General features: G+C 72.1%; 16 protein-coding genes. 10 read left to right on the top strand and 6 right to left on the bottom strand.

The window, feature by feature from the left end:
• Positions 1–18: 18 nt before the first annotated feature.
• Together EDF46_RS12855 and EDF46_RS12850 are read left to right on the top strand one after the other, a co-directional pair.
• Positions 19–852, top strand: coding sequence for an HAD hydrolase-like protein (locus EDF46_RS12855; RefSeq protein WP_123506713.1), 834 nt, complete (start codon positions 19–21; stop codon positions 850–852).
• Complete coding sequence (locus tag EDF46_RS12850; protein WP_123506712.1) at positions 849–2,135, top strand: CynX/NimT family MFS transporter; 1,287 nt, start codon at positions 849–851, stop codon at positions 2,133–2,135. The genes EDF46_RS12855 and EDF46_RS12850 overlap by 4 nt, the downstream gene beginning before the upstream one ends.
• A 126-nt stretch (positions 2,136–2,261) precedes the next feature.
• On the opposite strand, the gene EDF46_RS12845 is transcribed toward EDF46_RS12850, so the two are convergent.
• The 4 genes from EDF46_RS12845 to EDF46_RS12830 all read right to left on the bottom strand — a co-directional run bounded on the left by EDF46_RS12845 (position 2,262) and on the right by EDF46_RS12830 (position 6,849).
• Positions 2,262–3,098, bottom strand: a complete 837-nt coding sequence (locus EDF46_RS12845; RefSeq protein WP_123506711.1) for an SDR family oxidoreductase — start codon at positions 3,096–3,098, stop codon at positions 2,262–2,264.
• A gap of 44 nt (positions 3,099–3,142) precedes the next feature.
• Complete coding sequence (locus EDF46_RS12840) at positions 3,143–4,108, bottom strand: sugar phosphate isomerase/epimerase (RefSeq protein ID WP_123506710.1); 966 nt, start codon at positions 4,106–4,108, stop codon at positions 3,143–3,145.
• A gap of 122 nt (positions 4,109–4,230) precedes the next feature.
• Positions 4,231–5,088 (bottom strand): GMC oxidoreductase, encoded by an 858-nt coding sequence (locus tag EDF46_RS18560; protein WP_255410970.1) that lies wholly within the window; start codon positions 5,086–5,088, stop codon positions 4,231–4,233.
• Between the two features lie 573 nt (positions 5,089–5,661).
• Positions 5,662–6,849, bottom strand: coding sequence for an ROK family protein (locus EDF46_RS12830; RefSeq protein WP_158614246.1), 1,188 nt, complete (start codon positions 6,847–6,849; stop codon positions 5,662–5,664).
• A gap of 81 nt (positions 6,850–6,930) precedes the next feature.
• Between EDF46_RS12830 and EDF46_RS12825 the strand changes: the two genes are divergently transcribed.
• Positions 6,931–7,632 (top strand): SOS response-associated peptidase, encoded by a 702-nt coding sequence (locus EDF46_RS12825; protein WP_123506708.1) that lies wholly within the window; start codon positions 6,931–6,933, stop codon positions 7,630–7,632.
• Positions 7,633–7,641: 9 nt separating this feature from the next.
• Here EDF46_RS12825 and EDF46_RS12820 read toward each other — a convergent pair whose 3' ends face one another.
• Positions 7,642–8,391, bottom strand: a complete 750-nt coding sequence (locus EDF46_RS12820; RefSeq protein ID WP_123506707.1) for a phosphatase PAP2 family protein — start codon at positions 8,389–8,391, stop codon at positions 7,642–7,644.
• Positions 8,392–8,524: 133 nt separating this feature from the next.
• On the opposite strand from EDF46_RS12820, the gene EDF46_RS12815 reads away from it, so the two are divergent.
• Entirely contained in the window at positions 8,525–9,001 is a 477-nt protein-coding gene (locus EDF46_RS12815) for a DUF4383 domain-containing protein (protein WP_123506706.1), read from the top strand.
• 91 nt (positions 9,002–9,092) lie between these two features.
• Positions 9,093–9,665 (top strand): GIY-YIG nuclease family protein, encoded by a 573-nt coding sequence (locus EDF46_RS12810; RefSeq protein WP_123506705.1) that lies wholly within the window; start codon positions 9,093–9,095, stop codon positions 9,663–9,665.
• Positions 9,666–9,692: 27 nt separating this feature from the next.
• Here EDF46_RS12810 and EDF46_RS12805 read toward each other — a convergent pair whose 3' ends face one another.
• Complete coding sequence (locus tag EDF46_RS12805) at positions 9,693–10,595, bottom strand: hypothetical protein (protein WP_123506704.1); 903 nt, start codon at positions 10,593–10,595, stop codon at positions 9,693–9,695.
• A 117-nt stretch (positions 10,596–10,712) separates the two neighbouring features.
• On the opposite strand from EDF46_RS12805, the gene EDF46_RS12800 reads away from it, so the two are divergent.
• The 5 genes from EDF46_RS12800 to EDF46_RS12780 all read left to right on the top strand — a co-directional run bounded on the left by EDF46_RS12800 (position 10,713) and on the right by EDF46_RS12780 (position 15,481).
• A complete protein-coding gene (locus tag EDF46_RS12800) occupies positions 10,713–12,374 on the top strand; it encodes a substrate-binding domain-containing protein (protein ID WP_123506703.1) in 1,662 nt (553 codons plus the stop codon).
• Positions 12,375–12,526: 152 nt separating this feature from the next.
• Positions 12,527–13,726: a PKD domain-containing protein gene (locus EDF46_RS12795; RefSeq protein WP_148061213.1), complete on the top strand. Its 1,200-nt coding sequence runs from the start codon at positions 12,527–12,529 to the stop codon at positions 13,724–13,726.
• A complete protein-coding gene (locus EDF46_RS12790; RefSeq protein WP_199738278.1) occupies positions 13,723–14,421 on the top strand; it encodes a MotA/TolQ/ExbB proton channel family protein in 699 nt (232 codons plus the stop codon). The genes EDF46_RS12795 and EDF46_RS12790 overlap by 4 nt, the downstream gene beginning before the upstream one ends.
• Positions 14,418–14,756: a DUF2149 domain-containing protein gene (locus EDF46_RS12785; protein ID WP_123506701.1), complete on the top strand. Its 339-nt coding sequence runs from the start codon at positions 14,418–14,420 to the stop codon at positions 14,754–14,756. Before EDF46_RS12790 ends, EDF46_RS12785 begins: the two co-directional genes overlap by 4 nt.
• Entirely contained in the window at positions 14,753–15,481 is a 729-nt protein-coding gene (locus EDF46_RS12780) for an ABC transporter permease (RefSeq protein ID WP_123506700.1), read from the top strand. The genes EDF46_RS12785 and EDF46_RS12780 overlap by 4 nt, the downstream gene beginning before the upstream one ends.
• Positions 15,482–15,484 lie beyond the last annotated feature (3 nt).

Here is a 15,484-nt window from a genome sequence, read left to right as displayed (position 1 = left end):
GACCGTAGGCTGGAGGGGATGAGCGACTTCCCCTACTCGGCCGTGCTGTTCGACCTCGACGGCACCATCGCCGACTCCGCACCCGGCATCACGAAGACCCTGGCCAGCACCCTCGCACAGCTCGGCGAGGCCGTGCCGACACCGGCGGAGCTCCTCGAATGGGTAGGCCCGCCGCTTCCCGAGAGCTTCACCAGGCACCTCGGCATCACGGGCGACGAGCTCGACCACGCCATGGCCCTGTACCGCGGCGAGTACCTGGCCGGCGGGGCGCTCGACAGCGTGATCTTCGCGGGAATGGAAGACCTGCTCCGCCGTGTCCACGAGGCCGGGATCCCCATCTCGACGGCGACCTCGAAGCCCGAGACGCCGGCCACCATGATGCTGAACCACTTCGGCCTCAGCCGCTACCTCGACGTCATCACGGGCGCCAGCGACGACGAGAAGCGCGGCGCCAAGGCCGACGTCGTCGAAGAGGCGCTCGCCCGCCTTCGCGCCCTCGGTGTCGACGTCTCGCGTCCCGTCCTGATCGGCGACCGCCACCACGACGTCGACGGTGCCGCGGCCCACGGCGTGCCCACGATCTTCGTCACCTGGGGCTACGGCTCCCCCGCCGAGCAGGTCGGCGCTGTCGCCGTCGTCGACACGGCCGACGAGCTCGCGGAGCTGCTCGGGCTCCCCGCTTCCGGTGACGCGGACGCCGTCCCGGCCGGCAGCGTCCCGACCGGCAGCGTCCCGACCGGCAGCGTCCCGACCGGCAGTGTTCCGACCGGCAGTGTTCTGACCGGCAGTGTTCTGACCGGCACCGACGACACCGATGCCGAAGGGGTCGCCCCCACCGCGAACCCGGCATGAGCGCGGCCGATTCGACTGGCGGCGGCCGCACAGGCGACGCCGTCCGTCGCGCCGCGAAGTCGCCGGCCGCCTGGCTGCTGACCCTCGCGATCGTCTTGATCGCTCTCAACCTGCGCGGCCCCATCGTCGCCACGGCGCCCGTGCTCGACGACATCAAGTCCGACCTCGCGCTCGGGGCCCTCGTCGCGGGCCTGCTGACGAGCATCCCCGTGCTCTGCTTCGCCGTCGCCAGCCCGCTCGCGTCGGCGGTCATCGGCCGCCTCGGCGCCGAGCGCGCCGTCACGGTCGGCCTGCTGGGGATCGTCGTCGGCACCATCCTCCGCTCGCTCGGCACCCAGACCTGGCTCATCGTCGGAACCATCGTGATCGGCGTCTCGATCACCGTCGGCAACGTCGTGCTCCCGGTCATCATCCGCCGCGACTTCTCGCCCGAGCGCGCCGGCTTCATCACCGGCGTCTACACGTCGGCTCTCAACGTCGGCTCGATGATCACGTCGCTCGGCACCGCGCCGCTGGCGGCATCCACCGGCTGGCCCCTCGCCCTGGTGGTCTGGGGATCGTTCGCGATCATCGCCGGCGCCGTCTGGATCGTCGCCATCGGATTCCGCTCGGCCCTCCGCGGCACCGGCGAGAACCGGGCGCAGGAACTCCTGACGGGCCCGGTCGAAGTCATCACCGCGAGCATCCCGGTGGTCAGCGCCGGCGCCCGGCCGCCGACGACCTCGCTCTTCAGGCGCTGGTCGACCTGGGGCCTCACCCTCGCCTTCGCCGGCCAGGCGTTCGGCTACTACGGCCTCACCGCCTGGATCCCCACCCTGCTGCACGACGAGGTCGGCCTCTCGCGGGCCGGGGCCGGCGCGAGCTCGTCGATCTTCCAGATCCTCGCCGTCGTCGGGGCGCTCGGCGTGCCCCTGCTGTCGCTCCGCTGGCGGCCCGTGTACATCATCGGGCTGGTCGCGACCCTCTGGCTGTTCATGCCGCTCGGGCTGCTCTTCGCCCCGCAGCTCTGGTTCGTCTGGTCGCTGTTCGGCGGGATCGCCCAGGGCGGCGGCATCACCATCGTCTTCATCATCATCGTGCGGATGGTCACGAGCGACGTCGAGGCCCGGCGGCTGTCCGCGCTCGTGCAGGGCGGCGGCTACGCGCTCGCGTCGCTCGGCCCGCTCGTGGTGGGCGGCGTGCACGACGCGACCCGCTCGTGGGCTGCGCCGATGATCGTCGTGTTCGTCTCGGTGCTGGTCCTCGGCGTGAGCGGGGTGCTCTCGGCGCGGAAGGTGCGGTAGACCCGCGTTCCTGCGACCCGCGTTCCTGCGCCCCGCGTTCTTGCGCTCGCGCTTGTGCCCGCCGTTTCGGCTCGATCCCTCCTGCGCGCAGACGGGGTCGTGCCGATTCGGCGGGGCTGACTGGCGTCAGAGGCGCAGGAACTGCCCGAGCGAGAGCGGGGCACGACCGGTGACGCGCTCGACGTCGCCCGACACGGCCTCCAGCTCGCCCGAGGCGATGGAGGTGTAGGTCGACACCCAGGCGTCGGCCTGCCACGGCTCGGGGTTCCACTGCTGGCGCGACTCGTACGCCTCGTCGAGGGTCTCGTCGTGGAATGTCACGGTGCGGCCGGTGGCGCTCGAGAGCACCGCGGCGGCCTCGGCGAGCGAGAACGCCTCGGGGCCGGTGAGCTCGTAGGTGGCTCCGGCGTGAGCGGCCGGGTCGCGCAGCACGGCCGTCGCGACGGCGGCGACGTCGGCCCGGGCGACCGCCGACATGCGGCCCTCGCCGGCCGGCCCGCGGATGACTCCGTCGTCTCCGACGAGCTCGGGCACGAAGTCGAGGTAGAAGCTGTCGCGGAGGATCGTGAACGCCGCCCCCGACTCGCGGATGCGCTGCTCGGTCGCCCAGTGGTCGCGCGCCAGCGTGAAGACGGCGTCTTCGGCGGCTCCGACGAAGGACGTGTAGACGATGTGGCCGACGCCGGCCTCGACGGCGGAGTCGACGAAGTCGAGGTGCTGCGCCAGCCGGTCGGGGGCCTCCGCTGCGGACACCATGAGCAGCACGTCGATGCCCTGCAGAGCTGCGATCGAGGCGGCGTGGTCGCCGTACGTCGCGACGGCGATCGACGCGGCGGGGAGTTCGGGGGCGCGCGACGGCGTCCGGACGATCAGGCGCTGGGCGAGCCCGGTCTCCGCGAGCGCTCGAGCGACGGCGCCGCCGATGTTGCCGGTGGAGCCGGTGATGGCGAGGGTCGGTGTCATGACGTCAGTCAAGCACTCGATCCGCGCTGCCACAGCACCGGACCCTACGCCGGGACGTTCTCGGCGACCCACTTCCAGCTGACGTCGGCGGAGGCGCTCGGGTCCATACTCGCGCGGTCGACCTCGACGATCACCCAGCCGTCGAAGTCGGCGGGGAGGGCCGCGAGAGAACCGACGATGTCGAGGGTGCCGAGGCCCGGCTCGAGGAAGATGCCCGAGTCGGTCGCCTTCCGGTAGGAGGTCGGCGTCTCGCGGCTGGCATCGGCGATGGCCATGTCGAGGTCCTTGATGTGGAGGTCGACGACTCGGTCGCTGTGGCGCATGATCATCTCGACCGGGTCGATGCCGGCCCAGGCGAGGTGGCCGATGTCGAACGAGGCGCCGAGCAGGTCGGCCGGGATCGCCGCGAGGGTCTGCTCGATCTCGTCCTCGGTCTCGATCCAGGTTCCGACGTGGTTGTGCAGGCCGGCACGCACGCCCTCGGCCTGCAGGATCGACGCCGCCTCGCCGACGAACTCGATCTGCTCGTCGAGGCGCCCCTGATCGAACCCGGCGCCGACTCCGACCGCGTCGAGGGTGCGGACGAAGCCGGGCTCCCACGAGACCTCGGGCGCGATGAACACCGTCTCCAGGCCGACCGTGTTCGACTCCTCGGCGCGGCGGCGGACGAGGTCGAACCACCGGATCCGCTCGCCGGTTCCCTTGGCCAGGGTCACGCCGTGGTCGCGCGGGATGGGGACCCCGACGTAGCCGGGTGCCAGCTCGAGGCCGGAGTCGGCGATCATGCGGCCGAAGTCCTGCAGCGTCTGGGTTGCGAGGACCTCCATCATCACGGCCGAGAAGCCCGAGCGGCGGATCTCGGCCAGGACGCCGGGGTAGTCGGCGCGGAACGTCGGGTCGGCGTAGCGCCAGAGGTCTTCGCTGTCGGGGTTCGTCGGGTCGGCCTTGATGTTGATCCACTGGATCGCGTTGAGCGCGATGCGGTTCTGGCGGACGGGGATGGCAGTCATGCGGTTCTCCTCGGTAGGGCGGTGGGTGCGACCCCGGGCGGCGGCGACGTCGGCCGGGCCAATGCGGGTCAGACGAGTGGTGCGGGTCAGACGAGTGGTGCGGGTCAGACGAGGGGCGCGGGTCAGACGAGGGGCGCTGCGGCCGCACCGGCGACCACGCGGCGGGCGGCGCGCGCGGCACGCACGGCGGTGACGGCCCCGGTCAGCGTGGTGTTCGCGACGACGGCGGTCGGGATCACGCCGTTGCCGGCGACGAAGAGGTTGTCGAAGTCCCACACCCGGCCGTCGGGGTCGCAGACGGACGTACCGTCGTCGACCGGACCGAGTCGGACGGTCCCGGTCTGGTGCAGCGACGAGCCCGGAAGGAGCAGTGCCGACTCCGTGTCGGGGTCGAAGGCGCCGAAGGCCGCGGCGACGCGCGCCATCTCGACGCGGGCCGCCTCGACTAGGGCGAGGTCGGCGTCGCTGTACGAGAACTCGATCGAGAAGCGGGGCATCCCGGTCAGGTCGAGATCGTCGTCACGGAAGACGACGCGGTTCTCGGCCCGCGACTCGACGGGTGTGTAGAGCGACAGGCCGACCGAGTGGGCGAGCGCGGCGCCGCCGTCGTCGACATAGGTGGTGTTCATGATCTGCCCGTGGAACGGCTGCTCGGCGCCGTTCTGCGGAAGCCACAGCGAGTCCGTCGCGAACTCCCCGCCGCGCACCGGAGGCAGGTCGGCCCGCGTGAGGCCGAAGCGCTCGAGGTCGAGCAGCACGCGCCCGGTCAGGAAGGCGTGCTCGTTCAGGTACCGGCCGAGCGCCGGCGGCCGGATGCCCGATGCGAACAGGAGCTGCGGCGTGCGGAAGGTGTCGGCGCACACGACGACGGCGCGGGCCGCGACGAAGCGCTCCGCACCCGTGGCCGTGTCGCGGAGCCGGGCTCCACGGGCCCGCGTTCCGTCGTGCTCGATGGCGGTCGCCTGAGTTCCTGCGAGCAGAGTGAAGTGCGCCCCGCCGTCGGCGATCGGAGGGAAGATCGTCGCGGGGCCTGTGCGGGCGAGCAGGCCGCTCGCCGACGGCGGTCGGGCCGAGCGCCGGGGCGGTCACGCCGAGGGCCGTGCGCGCGGTCTCGAGGTCGGCCCGCCACGGCTCGCCCTCGCCGAACACCTCGTGGCCCCACGGCCACGGCGTCGCCGCAGTCCAGTGCGAGCCCATGCCGCCGACGTTCCAGGCGGCCGCGGCGTTCGGCATCGCGCCGGAGTGCTCGCCGAGGGTCGACAGCAGGTGCATGCCCGACTCGAGGTCCGAGACGCCGCGAGCCGTCGAGAGCACGGGTGCGGCGCCGGCGTAGAAGCCCTGGATGCCGCTCTCGACGCGGGAGTTGTAGAGCTCCCAGATCTCGGGTTCGGCCACGTCGTGCAGGTGCACGCCGCCGCGGGCCCCGATCGGCCGACCGCCGTCGACCATCACGATGGTCGCCGAGGGCTCGGCCGCGCGGATCTGCCGGGCGACGATGCTGCCCATGATCCCGCTGCCGATCACCAGGTAGTCGGCGGGAAGGTCGGGTTCGGTCATCGGCGTAGCTCCCGTGGTTCGTCTCGGCTCGGTTCGGATGATCGCGGCGGCTGCGCGCCGGGTGCGGAGTACAGCCACGAGTCGACGTCGACGAGGGCCCGCCGGATCGCCCCGACGAGTGGCGCCTCGCCGCCGAGGCGGGTGGCGACGAGCTCGACCTCGGGTGTGCCGCGATCGCGCAGGAACTCGGACACCAGAGGCACCAGAACGCCGGCGCCGACCTCCAGCCCTCCCCCGAGCACCACCGTCTCGGGTGCGATCGTCCAGGTGAGCACGTCGATCACGTCGGCGATCTGCTCGGCGAACGCCCGCGCGTCGCTCACGGCACGGGGATCGCCCGCGGCCGCAGCGACGACGGCCTCGCGGGCGCGCCGCCGGTCGGCCTCGATGGGCGACGTGAGGGAGCGGATCGCCTCGTCGGGGACGCCGTGCAGGTTCAGCACCCGCGACTCGACGAGCTCGCCCGCGGTGCCTCGGGGGCCGCGGTGGATCTCGCCGCCGAGCAGGAAGCCCGCGCCGGTGCGGTGGCCGAGGATCAGCCAGGCGCTGTCGGGACGGCCGATCGACGCGCCCGCCCAGTGCTCGGCCAGGGCGGCGAGGTTGGCGTCGTTCTCGGCGGCGAACGGGATGCCCAGCGCCTGCTCGAAGGCGGCAGCCAGCGCGAACCCCGACCAGAGCGGCGCGTTGACGAGCCGGCCCACGACGCCTCGCGCGTCGATGACGCCGCCGGCGGCGACGGTTCCGGCGGCCAGGCGCTCGGGTGCCACGCCCGCTTCGGCCAGGGCGCGTCGAACGGCGTCGGAGGCGAGAGCGACCGTCAGCGCAGGATCGCGCGACTCGTCGGGAAGGGCCACCGCCGCACGCGCCAGCTCGCCCCCGCGGAGGTCGGCGATGACGGCCACCGCGCTGTGGCTGTCGAGCACGACGGCCGCGACGACGAGGCGCCTCGACTCGAACCGGAAGCGCTTGGCCGGTCGGCCGGCTCCGCCGCTGACCGTCGGCACGGCCAGGGCGACCCACCCGTCGGCGGCGAGCTCGCCGAGGATCAGCTCGATCGTGCGGCGCGACAGTCCCGTCGCCGAGACCAGCTCCTGCAGAGTGACGTCGGCGTCGGCGTCAGCGAGCGCGCGGAGCACGACGCCCGTGTTCACGCGACGCACGGCCGTCTGATCGAGACCTGGCATGCGGCCATTATTGCGGATAAGTCGCATTATCTCGAGAACCCCCGTCGAGCCGATGTCGGAGGGTGGGCGCAGACTGTCCGCATGTGCGGTCGCTTCGTCGTAGCCCGAGCCACGTCCGATCTCCTGCCCGATCTGCTGAGCGGACTGAGTCTGCCGAGCACCGGGCCGGACCTCGTGGAGTCGTACAACGTCGCGCCCACCGACCCGGTCGCCGCCGTCCGCCTCCGACACGGCGAGCGTGAGCTGGCCACGCCGCGGTGGGGCTTCGTGCCCGCGTGGTACCCCGACCTGAAGAAGCGCCCGCAGCCGATCAACGCACGGATCGAGACCGTCGCCACGAGCGGGATGTTCCGCAAGGCGTTCGCGTCGAGCCGCTGCATCATCCCGGCCCAGGGGTACTACGAGTGGGTGCTGACCGACGACGGCAAGCAGCCCCACTACATCCACGAGCCCGACGGGGCCCTCGCAATGGCCGGCATCGTCACTGCCTGGCCCGACAGGTCGAAAGCCGACGACGACCCCGACCGGTGGGTGATCTCGACGGCGATCATCACCCGCGACGCGCACGTCGCGCCCGGCGAGGTCCACGACCGCATGCCCGCCTGCCTGACACCCGACGCGTACGACGCCTGGCTCGACCCGGCGGTCGGCGCCGACGACGCCCTCGCCCTGCTCGACGCCCGGAGCCTCGAGGTCGCGCACACCCTCGCGCACTACGCCGTCTCGAAGGCGGCCAACAGCGTCAAGAACAACGGGCCCGAGCTGATCGAGCCGCTCGGCTGACGGAGGCTCCTACGACTCGAGCTCGTCGTCGACCGACGCCAGGCCCTTCGTGATCTCGTCGAAGCGCGAGTCGAGCCAGGGCCCCACGAACCGGAGATACGCGACGCGGATCAGCGTCGTCGCCCCGAGCGCCCACACCATCGACGCGATGACGTCGCTCGGAAAATGGATGCCGATGACGAGGACGCTCCCCGCGACGACCGCGACCAGCACCGCCCCGATCACGGCGACGACCGGGCGGCGGGGGTCGCCCGTGCGCAGCAGCAGGAAGGCCGCTATGGCGAGCGACGCTGCGAAGACGACGTGGCCGCTCGGGTACGACGGGTCGAGCTGCGCCGGGGTGAACGGGTGGGCCAGCGACGACGCCGCGGGTCGGGCCCGGTCGACGGCGAGCTTGAGCAGATCGCTCGGCACCCAGCTGACGGCCACGACGGCGCCGAAGCCGATGGCTCGGCGCAGGTCGCGCGTCCGGAGGGCGATGGCGACGACGGCGACGAGGGTCAGCAGGATCGCCTGCAGCGGATCGAGGAGCCAGTGGACGGCGGTGGCGATCGCGACCAGGGGAGCCACGTGGTGGGCACTGAGCCACTGGTCGACGCCGAGGTCGAAGGTCGAGTGCGCGGGCGACGAGACGATGACGAACCCGACGATGCACACGGCGACGAGAGCCGCAGCCCCCAGCACCGTCCGGGTCACGAGGTTGCGCTGCACGGCGGGCCTGGTCGAGTGACGGCTGCGGGGGCGGCTGAGGGTGCTCATGGGAGGAGTGTCGCGCGCCGTCTCCCAGAATTGCCCCAGGCGGCGAGGGGCCGGCGGCGAGGAGTGGTCACCGGAAGGCAGTTCCTGGGTGAAGAATGGTCACTGCTGAGTGCAACAGAGAGGAACCGCCCCCATGACCACCGTCACCGCCCCGCGAATCCGATACGGCTACGCCGCAGGTCCTGCCCAGGTCTGCGCCCTCGTCGTCGGCCTGCTCCTCCTCGTGCTCGGCATCCTCGGATTCATCCCCGGCGTCACGACCGACCTCGGCACGATCACCTTCGCGAGCCCTGACTCGCACGCGATGATCTTCGGCCTCTTCCAGACCACCGTGCTCCGCAACGTCCTCTTCATCATCGTCGGCCTGGCCGGCCTCGGCGCGCCTCGCTCGCGTGCCGGAGCGACGCTGTACATCGTGGGCGCGGGCGGCTTCCTGATGACGCTGTGGCTCTACAACCTCCTGTTCGGCAACAGCGACTTCGGCGGAAACATCTTCTCGGCGAACCTCAACGACTTCGCGCTCGACTTCTGCCTCGGCCTGGCGATCCTGATCGCGGCCCTCGCCACGAGCCAGTTCGCGCTCTTCGGCAGCGACTACGAAGAGGCCTGAGCCTCAGCACACCGAGAACGCCCCCCGACGCCGCAGATCATCGGCGTCGGGGGGCGTTCCTGATGTCGGGGGTGCCGGTTAGGGTCAGGCCATGACCGCGCAGGAACTGCGGTGCGCCGCCACCACCACCGCCACCGCCCCGTGCCCCGACCTCGCGGCCCCCGGCGCACCGGTGCCTCTGTGCACGGCACATCTGGCCCTGACCGCCGAGTGGGTGGGCCGCGAATTCGGAGCCCCCGACGCGCTGCCGTCGGCGTGCCCGGCGTGCGGGGCGCGTCTCGGCCTGCGGTTCCCGACCGGCTGGCTCTGCGCCGTCTGCGAGTGGAGGTACGGCGACCTCCCCGATGGCGAGCTGCCGCCGCCCCGCGTCGACGTCGTCTACTACATCCGCTTCGGCGACCGCATCAAGATCGGCACCACGGCGAACCCGCGGCAGCGCATGGCCCGCCTGTGGCACGAGCAGCTGCTGGCCTTCGAACCCGGCGACCGACGGGTGGAGGCGGCGCGGCACGAGCAGTTCGCCGCGCTCCGGTACGACCGCACCGAGTGGTTCGCGACCGGCCCCGAGCTGGAGCGGCACGTCGCCGAGGTGGGTGCCGGGCACCCCGACCCGTGGGCGCTCCACGCGCGCTGGGTGAGCGAGGCGCTGGCGCGCCGCGTCTGACCTGTCGCTGGACGGCGGCGGCGGCGCTCAGCGGAGGTAGGCGTCGACGATGAGGTCGCCGCGGATGGCCCGGAGCTCGTCGACGAAGCGCGCGAGGGTGGTCTTGGACGGGCCGGACGCCAGCACGTCGTGGGGGCCGAGCGCCAGCAGGCGGCCGGTGCGGATCCGGACCACCTCCCACCCGACGGCCCGGAGCGCACGGTCTTTGCGGCGGTCGGCGTCTTCGCGCTTGCCGACATGCTCGAGCCCGTGCCGGCCGGTCGAGTCGTACTCGACGGCCACGCGGAGCTCGGGGAGGAGGATGTCGGGCCAGGCCTCGAGGTGGTCGAAGAAGGGGCCCCGGAGGCGCACGGCGTTGAGGCCGGCCGTGAACTCGAGGCGGGCGGCCAGCTCGGCGCGGACGTCGGATTCGACGGCCGAAGCGGGCGCCGGCGCGCACAGGCTCGCAAACGGCTCGCCGGCGGGGACGGACGGCGTCTTCGAGCAGAGCTGCTTCGGCCGGGCGGCGGCGGGCCGGCGCCGAGCCCGCACCGGGGCAGGGCGTGCGGGAGCACTCGGCGGGGCCTCGAGCTGCTGCGCCCGCCAATTCAGCGAGGGCAGGAACGGCATGCCCGGAACCCGCGTCGGGGTCGCCTGCTCGGTGCACATCGGACACCAGGCCGAGCGGCGGCGCTGGGGACCGGGGCGCCCGCGCTGCTCGTCGGGGGTCGCGACGAAGACGTGGCCGAGCTCGCACTCCCAGCACAGGAAGACGTCGGCCGCGGGCGGGATCTGGCTGAGCACGATGCCGCCGTTGTACTCGGGCCGGTACTGGCGGACCAGTGCCGGGTAGTACGACCACGCCTCGCGGTAGTCGCCCACGGCGTAGGGCATGGCGGAGCGGCGCGACAGCTGTCGTCGCGCCCACCAGCTCGCGATCGGCTCCGGCACGCGGGCAGGCTACGTCGAGCCACCGACACTCGCTCCGTGCGTCGGCGCGCGGCCCGGACTCATTACGGGTTGGTGACGACGTCTTCCGTTTCGCCGGGAATCTGCGAGGATTCGCATATGAGTCTTGAGACCCGGGCAATTCACCGCAGATACGTCGCCGCCGCTGTCGCCGCGAGCGCCGCACTCCTCGCCTCCGCCCTCGTCGGGGCCCAGCCGGCCCATGCCGACGACTCCTCGACCCTCACCGTGGTGGGCACGAGCGACGTGTACGACTCGAACCTCGTGCAGTCGGTGATCAAGCCCGGCTTCGAGAAGGCCTACCCGCAGTACACCCTCAACTACGTCAGCAAGGGCACGGGCGCCGCCATCGCCTACGCCGAGGCCGGCACGGCGTCCGCGATGATCGTGCACGCCGCGAGCCTCGAGAACCAGTTCGTCGACCAGGGCTACTCGGCCGAGAAGTACGGCCGAGCGATCTTCTGGGGCGACTACGTGCTGCTCGGCCCCGCCAGCGACCCCGCGGGCGTGCTGACGGACGACTCCCACGACATCGCCGGCGCATTCGAGAAGATCGCCGCGGCCGGAGCCGACCACAAGGCCAACTTCGTCTCGCGCGGAGGCACCCCGGGAACCACCGTGCAGGAGCACGCCATCTGGGGCCTCACCTCCGGCGTCCAGGACTGCACCGTCACCGACGCGAACGGCGGCGGCAAGGCGCCGAGCACGGGCGACGGCGCCTGCGCCACGGCGGCCGACCTGCCGGACTGGTACCACTCCACCGGCCTCACGCAGGGGCCGAACGTCGTGGCGGGCGACAGCTGCTCGTTCGGAGACGACGACTGCTACGTCTTCACCGACCGGGGCACGTACCAGTACCTCGTCTCGACGAAGGCCGTCTCGAACCTGAAGATCCTGACGCGCGACAACTCCGACTCGGCGCCCGGCACCAGCACGGCGCTCGTCAACTCGTTCCACGCGTATGCCGTCAACCCGGACGCCGTCCCGGCCGGCAGCCAGATCAACACGGCCGGCGCCAAGGCGTTCTTGAACTGGATCACCTCGCCGACCGGCCAGACCGCCGTCGGGAAGTTCCTCGCCGCCGACGACGACCCGCCGTTCATCCCCTCGGCCGCGCCGTCGATCACGAACGCCAAGCTCGCGTCGACGGTGGTCTTTGGCAAGCCGCTGACCTTCTCGGGCACGCTCGCCAACGTCACGCCGGGCACGCCCGCGCTGGCCGGCAAGACGGTCGACCTCTACGCGGTGCCGTCGCCCACCCCGGATGCCACGGCGAAGAAGGTCGCGACGGGCACGACCGACGAGAACGGCAAGTACAAGATCGCGTTCACACCCAAGCTGAACTACGTCTACTCGCTGAAGTCGGCGGGCGGCACCCAGGTCGAGAACGCCACGCTGAACCCGATCTTCGGCGACATCCTCGCCGACGCGTCGCAGTTGCTGTCGCGCGTGATCCTCAGCACCCCGCCGGCCAAGATCGTCGGGCTCAGCACCACCGCGAGCCACGACGCGACCGTCAGCGTGAAGCTCGCCGCGAAGACGACGACTGCTGCGAACACGATGACGCTGCAGGGCTACTTCGAGGGCGGCTCGACAAGCTGGTCGAATCTCGTCGCCACGAAGGTGCCGTCGGGCGTGGCCTCGTCGGTGCTGAAGTACGATCTGGGTTCCAAGGACCGCACGTGGCACCTCCGGGTCGTCTACACCGGCCCCGGTCTCACCGGCTACTTCTCCGACCAGAAAGTCGTCACCACGAAGTGATCCACAGGCGCCCCGGCGCCCATCGGGTGCGAGCAGCGGCGCTCCTCATCGCAGCGCTGCTCCTGACCGCGCCCCTCGCAGCGGCGGGGGGCGCCGTTCCGGCGAGCGCGGCGATCGGCTCCGACCAGAGCTGCCCCGCCAGACAACCCTGCGTGCTGGTCACGATCGAGGCCGGCGATTCGGCCACCCGCACGGTAACCCAGGCGCAGGTGCTCGCCGGTGACGTCAACGCCTCGTACCCGACCCGGTCGAGGACCGGGGGCTCGACCATCAGCGTCGAGACCCGCGGTATCGCCGTCCGCACGCTCCTGCAGAACGACCTGGGTATCCCCGTCGCGGCGGTGTCGTCGGTCGACATCTCCGTCCGCGGCCTGACCTCGACTCTCACCCCGGCCGACCTCGGCGAGCCGACCGACGCCGGTTTCCCCTACCCCGACGGCCTGCTCCCGGCAGTCTTCACCTCGTCCGAGGCGCTCGGCTACATCGAACCCCTCCGCAACGACACCGACACCAACCCGAACTTCCAGGGCCTCTCGAACAGCCCGATCTCCCTCGCCGTCCATGTCGCGGCGCAGCTGAACACGCCGATCATCGCGACGCCGTCGACCTCCGTGCCGATCGCCACCGACCTGCCCTTCACAGCGAGCGTCCCTGCCGGGGCACCCGGCGTCACCTACTCGTATGTCTGGGACTTCGGAGACGGCCCCGACGTGCCCGGCACCCGAGACACGATCTCGCACCGGTACACGGCGGCCGGCACCTACCCGGCCCGTGTGATCGCGTCCGGCTCCGACGGGTCGGTCGGGGTCTCCTCCGCCGTGACCATGACGGCGACCTCGCCGGTCGTCTCGCCATCGCCGAGCCCGTCGGCGGCGGGGTCCGCGGGCGGCGGCTCGGGCGAGAAGGGGCCGACGACCGGTCCGGTGACGAGCTCGGGCAGCCGCGGCGGCGCGGCCCCCTCGACGACCGACACGAAGAGCCAGGCCAAGAACGGCACGGCTGCCGACGGCGCCGCGAGCGGCACGTCGACGGGCCCCGCACAGAAGAGCCCTGCCCCGAAGAGCACTGTACAAAAAGGCACGAAGAAGACCGCCACGCCGACGTCGCCCCGCGAGACGGAAACTCCCGTTACCGGTTACGTGATCCTCGCGGCGGGCACGACGCCGACCACGACGGCACCGGAAGCGGCGCGGGCCTCAGCGCCCTCGGCGCGGGCCGCGACGGTGGAGGCCGACCATCGGCGCCAGCTGCTGGCGCTTGCGGGAGGTGCGGGTCTCGCGTTCCTGCTGGCTCTCGGTATCGTTCGGGAGGTCCGCTCGTCGCGGGCGCGCCCACGAAAGGACCCTCGGTGACCGAAGGCATCTACCAGGCCGTGTTCGCGGCGGCGGCAGTGCTCGAGCTGCCCGTGATCGTGATCGCGCTGGCCTCGCTCGCCTGGCTGATCGTGGAGGTCGGGTCGTTCCTGGTCGAGACAGCACGGCGAAGGCGTCGGCGCATGTCCGCTCTCGTGACGGCGGCCGAGAAGGGCCGGGCGGCCATCGACGGCGGCGAGCGCGAAGCCGCCCGCACGGCCCTGATCCCGGCGGGGCGGAGCGCCGGCATGCAGCGCTCGCTCGACGTCTTCACCGAGGTCGCCGGCACCGCGGGCGGCGACACCCGCATCGCGAAAGAGCTGGCCGACTTCGACTTCGCCTGCCAGCGCCGCCTCGGCCGCACCCGGCTGCTCGTGCGCCTCGGCCCCGCGCTCGGACTGATGGGCACGCTGATCCCGCTCTCGCCGGCGCTTCAAGGGCTCGCGCAGGGCGACGTCACGACCCTCACCGAGAACCTCCGCGTCGCGTTCAGCGTGACGGTGCTGGGAATCCTCATCGGCGTCGTCGCCTTCGCGCTGTCGCTGGTGCGCGAGCGGCTCTACGGACAGGACTTCTCCGACCTCGAGTTCGTCGCCGCGGTGCTGACGGCGCCGAGCGAGGTGCCGGGCGACGCAGGCGCGGGGTCGACCGAGGTCGCCGTCGACGCGGGCGCAGCAACGGACGGCCCCCGGTGATCAAGGTCACACCCCGCGCCCGCCGCAACGCCGACCGCGCCGGAGACCCGCTCGACGGCCTCGTCAACCTGTTCGACGTGGGCATCGTGCTGGCCGTGGCGTTCCTGCTGGCGGGTCTCTCGTCGCTCGGCCTCACCAAGGCGTTCACCGAGCAGGGCCTGAAGCAGTCGACGAGCGATCAGGTCACGGTCAAGCCCGGCGAGACCAGCGGGCCGGTGCCCGCCGAGTCGGGAACCGTGGTCGGCAACGGCAGCAGGGTCGGCACCGTCTACCGCCTCGACGACGGCACGCTGGTGTACGTGACCGGCGAGCCGACGAGCGCGCCGACCCCGTGAGCTTCTTCGAGATCGGGCTGCGCGAGGCGTGGCACCTGATCGTGTCGGGCGATCCTGCGCTTCGGTCGATCGTCGGCGTGACACTGCAGGTGGCGGGGGTGTCGACGGGCATCGCCATCGTCGCGGGAGTCCCGGCCGGTCTGGCGCTCGGCCTGGGCAGGTTCCGCGGGCGCAGGATCGGCCTGGCGGCAGCCAACGCCGGAATGGGCCTCCCGCCCGTCGTGGTCGGCCTCGTGCTGTCGCTGCTGCTGTTTCCGGCGGCTCCCCTCGGCCACCTCCGCCTCCTCTTCACGCTCGAGGGCGTGTTCGTGGCGCAGACGATCCTCGCCGTGCCGATCGTCGTCGCGCTGACGGCATCGTCGGTGCAGTCGATCGACGCGGGGCTGCTCGATCAGGCCCGCGCGTTCGGAGCCTCCCGCGTCGCCGTCGCGATGCTGGCTCTCCGCGAGGCGCGCATCGGCGTGCTCGCCGGCATCATCGCCGCCGCCGGCTCCGCGCTGTCGGAGGTCGGGGCCGTCGTGCTGGTCGGCGGCAACATCGAGGGGCTCGACCAGACGCTGGCCAGCGCCGCCCTGCAGAAGGTGGAGGCCGGCCGCTTCAGCGAGGGGCTGGCCATCGGCATCGTCCTGCTCGCGCTGATCGCGGTCGTGGCAGGGCTGCTCACCGTGCTCCAGTACGCCGACCGGCGGGCCGGCGGGCGAGGGATCGGGCGGGTACGACTGTGAACC

It is taken from the genome of Frondihabitans sp. PhB188 (assembly GCF_003752365.1).
Taxonomy (GTDB): domain Bacteria; phylum Actinomycetota; class Actinomycetes; order Actinomycetales; family Microbacteriaceae; genus Frondihabitans.
The sequence above is the reverse complement of the archived record's forward strand: the minus strand, read 5'-3'. Positions and strand labels throughout refer to the sequence as shown.